The following is a 4,785-nucleotide window of genomic DNA, read 5'->3' on the forward strand; positions in this document are numbered from 1 at the left end:
TGTCGCGCGGGGCGGCGCCCGGCGGGGCTTCGCCGGGAAGGCTCCAGCGGGGCGTTGCCCCGCTCTACAAGGCGGCGGGGCTCTGTAGCGCCGGGCGGCGCCCGGCGGGGCTTCGCCGGGAAGGCTCCAGCGGGACGTTGCCCCGCTCTACATGCTCTCGTGGGCCTGCGCGCTGCGGACCATCAGCAGCGGCATCCCGCTCTCCGGCATCGCCTGGGTGCGGGTGTCCATGCCGTCGAGCGATTGCTTGACCGCCTCCAGCGCCGGATCCACGCCGCGCAGCGGCAGCCACAGGCCGAACAGCTTGAAATGGCGCTGGTAGCGCAGGGTCTGCGCGCTGCCCAGCCACAGTGGCGCCTGGCCCGGTTGCAGCCGTACCGGCGCCGGCCACAGGCGCAGTGCATACAGTTCATCCGGCTGCGCGCCCTGGCGCAGCATCAGCAGCGACTCGACATTGGTGTCCAGCGTCGCCGGCAGTACCGGTACCTGTTCCGGCGTGGCCTTGCTGTCGAGCATGGCCAAGGCCTGCTGCCAGCCGGCCTGCGGCTGCAGCTTCCAGCCGTGGCGCTCCAACTGCTGCTGCAGGGGCGCCAGCGGCCCGGCTACCTGCACGTCCAGCGGCCAGCGCTGGTCGTCGTCGAACTCGTTGCGGCGCGCCGGCAGTTCGCGCCAGCCGTCCTGCCACCACCCGGCCGCGTCCATTATCCGCGGCGCTTCGGCTGCCGGTTCGAACTTGGCGAGCTTGGCTGGCACGTTGCGCGGCGCGTACCAGAACCCGGCCAGCAAGAACACGCCGTAGAACAGCCACGTCACCGGCTTGACCCAGAAGGAGCGGTTGAAGCGGCGGCGGTAGGCGATGCCCAGCACCAGCAGCCAGAAGATGCCGAACAACATGCCGCCGATGACATCGCTCAGCCAGTGCGCGCCCAGGTAGAGGCGGGCGAAGCCAATGATCGTGACCACGATGCCCGACACCAGGTACGGCCACACCCGCGTGCGGCCGGGCAGTTCGCGGCTGATCAGCACGGCGAAGAAGCCGAAGGTGATGGTGGCCATGGTCACCGACACCGAGGGAAAGCCGAAACCGCTGCTGGCGGCCGGCGGCCGCACCACGTCCACGGTGGCGCCGAGCAGCTTGGTCAGCGCCAGGCCGAACGCCAGTGCGGCCAGCCAGTGCGCGGCGGCCATCCAGCGTCGGCGCCAGCACAGGTAGCCCATGCCCGCGGCGGTGGCCGGCAGCAGCACCTGCCAGTCGCCCAGCGAGGCCAGCGCGGCCATCGGGTAATCGGCCAGCGGATTGCGCAGGGCCAGCATCAGGTGGTGCACGGCCAGGTCCAGCGCCAGCGGCTCGCCGTGGCCGACCACGACCATCAGCAGCACGAACCAGCCCCAGCCCAGCAGCAGCAGCATCAGCGCGAGCATCGCCAGCGGCACCGACTCGCGCCGGCGCGGGTCGAACAGGTCGTTCCAGTAGCGGCCGAGCAGGTGCGGATGGCGCTGCGACCAGCGCAGCAGGCGCGCCAGCCAGCCGTCCATGCGTGCGGCCGACCAGCGGTAGCCATACAGCACGATGGCCCACACCAGCCCCAGCATCACCCCGAGCAGGGCCACCACCAGGAACAGCCGCCCGGCCACTGCCGCCACCGCGTCGTAGGCCTGGCCCAGCGCCCAGCCCGGCAGCAGGAACAGTACCGCCCACGACAGGCTGGCGACGGCGCTGGGTTGGGCGTAGCGCGCCAGCGGCATCTTCGCCATGCCGGCGATGGCCGGCACGAACGGACGGATCGCGCCGACATAGCGCGCCACCAGAATGCTCTTGAACGCATTGCGCTTGAACAGCAGTTCGCCACGCTCCAGCAGCTGCGGATAGCGGCTGAACGGCCACACCCCGCGCAGGCGGTCGCCCCAGCGCCGGCCGACCCAGTAGCTCAGTCCATCGCCGCAGAACGCGCCCAGGGTGGCGCAGGCCACCGCATAGGGGCCGGAGATCTCGCCCATGCCGATCAGCACGCCGACGGCGATCATCAGCGGCAGCGCCGGCACGATCGCACCGAGGATGATGACGGCGTCGCAGAAGGCGATGGCGAAAATGACGGCGCCGGCCAGCACCGGGTGCGCGGCGATCCAGGCCAGGGTGGTGTCGATCCAGGAAGAGTCCATCGCGGGATTATAGAAGGGCGCGGGTGTCAGACCGGTGGCATGCCACGGGGTTCCGGACAGCGGCCGTGCAGGTAGGGGAAAACCCCTGGACACGGGGCGGCCGGCCCGGCCAACGAGGGCCGGACGCTAGAATGGCGGCGATGGCGAACACCAACGAAGACGGCATCCAGATCCTCAAGTCCGACAGCTTCGGCCGCATCCTGCTGGTGCGCGAGGGCGGGCGCCGTTTCGTGCGCCGCGATCTCGGCGCCACGCCGTGGTGGCTGCGGCTTCCGGCCTGGTGGCTGGCACGGCGCGAGGCCCGCGCGCTGGCCAGACTGGGCGGCATGGAGGCGACCCCGCAGCTGCTGGGCTGGGACGGGCGCTGGCTGGACCGCAGCTACATGGAGGGCGCTGCGATGCACCTGCGCCCGCCGCGCGGCGACGTGGCCTGGTTCCGCGCCGCGCGCCGGCTGCTGCAGCAGGTGCACCGCCATGGCATCGCCCACAACGACCTGGCCAAGGAAGCCAACTGGCTGGTACGAGCCGACGGTTCGCCGGCGCTGATCGATTTCCAGCTGGCGGTATGCGGCGACCCGCGCTCGCGCTGGATGCGCCTGCTCGCCCGCGAGGACCTGCGCCACCTGCTCAAGCACAAGCGCATGTACTGCCGGCAGGCCCTGACGCCGGTGGAGCTGCGCCTGCTCAAGCGCCATTCGTGGGTGCGCGAACTGTGGTTCGCCACCGGCAAGCCGGTCTACCGCTTCGTCACCCGGCGCATCCTGCACTGGGAAGACAACGAGGGGCAGGGGCCGAAGATGTGATCCATCCCGCGCAGCGGGATGGATCCTCGGAAAACCATACCGCCTTGTAGAGCGGGGCAACGCCCCGCTGGGGCATTACCAGGCAAGCCCCGCCGGGCGTTGCCCGGCGCTACGGAACCGGGCCGCCGTATAACGCTCCGACCCGGCTCAGCGCACCTCCACCACCTGCCTGCCGAGGTAGCGACGCTGGGCGTCGAAGTCGTAGCCCAGGGTGAGCACGCCGTCGTCGGCACAGGCATGGCAGCCGCGCAGCGGGGTGGTGTAGAGCAGGCGCACGCCGCCATCGGGCAGGGGCGCAGTGCCGGCCGCCTGTGCCGGGGCGAAGGGTGTGGCATCCGGATGCCTGTCGAAGAAGGCCTTGGCCGATGCCTCGGCGCGCGCGCTGTCCGGCAGCACGTCGGCATCCACGTCGATGGTCCTGCCCTCGGCGTCCACCAGCCAGGTGCCCTCGTTGGTGTTGGCGCGCAGCGGGAATTCCAGCGTCGCCACGCCGACGCCGGACTGGTCGTCCCAGGCGCTCACGTAGCCGGGGTTGTCCTGTGCGGCCAAGCGCTGCGCGGCGGCGATCGCGGCCGGTGTCGCCCCGGCGCCGCGCATGGCCTCGACCACGCAGTTGCCGCCGGCAGGCGGTGCGTCGCTGCGGCAGGCGTCGATCGATCCGCTCCACACCGCGCTGGCGTCGATCCGCGAGGGCACGGCATCGCTGTTGCCCAAGCCGGTGGTCTGCCCGGCGGCATCGCGCGGGCGCGGCGCATCGGCCGGCGCGGCGGCCTGTTTCTGGCAGGCCGCCAGGGAAAGGACGAGCAGCAGGGGAACGGCAACAGTCAACGGTTTCATTGGAACGCACGACGGATACGGGAGGGCGCCAGTATCGGCATCGCGCATTAACGGCAGGTGTTCGACGCGCGCGGCCATGGGCGGCGGCGGTCATGGCGCATAATGCGCTCCGCTTTCATCGGGTATCGCGGAGTCGCGCATGAGCAGCCTGCAAGGCAAGACCCTCTTCATCACCGGCGCCTCGCGCGGCATCGGCCTGGCCATCGCGCTGCGTGCCGCGCGCGACGGCGCCAACGTCGCCATCGCCGCCAAGTCGGCGGTGCCCAATCCCAAGCTGCCGGGCACCATCCATACCGCGGTCGAAGCGGTGAATGCGGCCGGTGGTCGCGGCCTGGCGCTGAAGTGCGACATCCGCGAGGAAGACCAGGTGCATGCGGCGGTGGCGGCCACGGTCGACACCTTCGGCGGCATCGACATCCTGGTGAACAACGCCTCGGCGATCTGGCTGCGCGGCGCACTGGACACGCCGATGAAGCGCTTCGACCTGATGCAACAGGTCAATGCGCGCGGCAGTTTCCTGTGCGCGCAGGCCTGCCTGCCGCACCTGTTGCAGGCGCCGAATCCGCACATCCTCACCCTCGCGCCGCCGCCGAGCCTGGATCCCAAATGGTGGGGGCCGCACACCGGCTACACCCTGGCCAAGATGGGCATGAGCTTCGTGACCCTGGGCCTGGCCGCCGAGTTCGGGCCGCAGGGCGTGGCGGTGAACGCGCTGTGGCCGCGCACCATCATCGCCACCGATGCGATCAACATGATTCCCGGCGTCGATGCCGCCGGCTGCCGCCGCCCGGAGATCATGGCCGATGCCGCGCATGCGGTGCTGGTGCGCGAGGCGGCCGGCTTCAGCGGCCAGTTCCTGATCGACGACGAGGTGCTGGCGCAGGCCGGCGTGGCCGACCTGTCCGCCTATGCGGTCGATCCGTCGCGGCCGCTGCTGCCGGACCTGTTCCTCGACTGAGCCACCGCGATGGCCGCGGCCATCGCC

The 4,785-nt window shown here is 71.1% G+C and carries 4 protein-coding genes; 2 read left to right on the forward strand and 2 right to left on the reverse strand.

The annotated features are described in order from the left end of the window. Window positions 1-147 precede the first annotated feature (147 nt). A complete protein-coding gene (locus QMX80_RS18305) occupies window positions 148-2,160 on the reverse strand; it encodes a bifunctional DedA family/phosphatase PAP2 family protein (RefSeq protein WP_282278607.1) in 2,013 nt (670 codons plus the stop codon). Between the two features lie 140 nt (window positions 2,161-2,300). Here QMX80_RS18305 and QMX80_RS18310 point away from each other — a divergent pair, with 140 nt between their 5' ends. Continuing rightward, entirely contained in the window at window positions 2,301-2,963 is a 663-nt protein-coding gene (locus tag QMX80_RS18310) for a phosphotransferase (RefSeq protein WP_055771758.1), read from the forward strand. A gap of 147 nt (window positions 2,964-3,110) precedes the next feature. Here QMX80_RS18310 and QMX80_RS18315 read toward each other — a convergent pair whose 3' ends face one another. Beyond that, the gene (locus QMX80_RS18315) at window positions 3,111-3,800 is read right to left on the reverse strand and encodes a hypothetical protein (RefSeq protein WP_282278608.1); all 690 of its coding nucleotides are present in this window, start codon (window positions 3,798-3,800) and stop codon (window positions 3,111-3,113) included. 139 nt (window positions 3,801-3,939) lie between these two features. Between QMX80_RS18315 and QMX80_RS18320 the strand changes: the two genes are divergently transcribed. Then, window positions 3,940-4,758, forward strand: coding sequence for an NAD(P)-dependent oxidoreductase (locus tag QMX80_RS18320; protein WP_055771752.1), 819 nt, complete (start codon window positions 3,940-3,942; stop codon window positions 4,756-4,758). The last annotated feature ends 27 nt before the right edge of the window (window positions 4,759-4,785 follow it).

It is taken from the genome of Stenotrophomonas sp. PS02297 (genome assembly GCF_029959705.1).
Taxonomy (GTDB): domain Bacteria; phylum Pseudomonadota; class Gammaproteobacteria; order Xanthomonadales; family Xanthomonadaceae; genus Stenotrophomonas; species Stenotrophomonas nitritireducens.

What these genes read in the sequence shown, in the direction of transcription:
- QMX80_RS18305 (WP_282278607.1), bottom strand. Translation starts at nt 2,160, where the DNA reads ATGGACTCTTCCTGGATCGACACCACCCTGGCCTGGATCGCCGCGCAC.
- QMX80_RS18310 (WP_055771758.1), top strand. Translation starts at nt 2,301, where the DNA reads ATGGCGAACACCAACGAAGACGGCATCCAGATCCTCAAGTCCGACAGC.
- QMX80_RS18315 (WP_282278608.1), bottom strand. Translation starts at nt 3,800, where the DNA reads ATGAAACCGTTGACTGTTGCCGTTCCCCTGCTGCTCGTCCTTTCCCTG.
- QMX80_RS18320 (WP_055771752.1), top strand. Translation starts at nt 3,940, where the DNA reads ATGAGCAGCCTGCAAGGCAAGACCCTCTTCATCACCGGCGCCTCGCGC.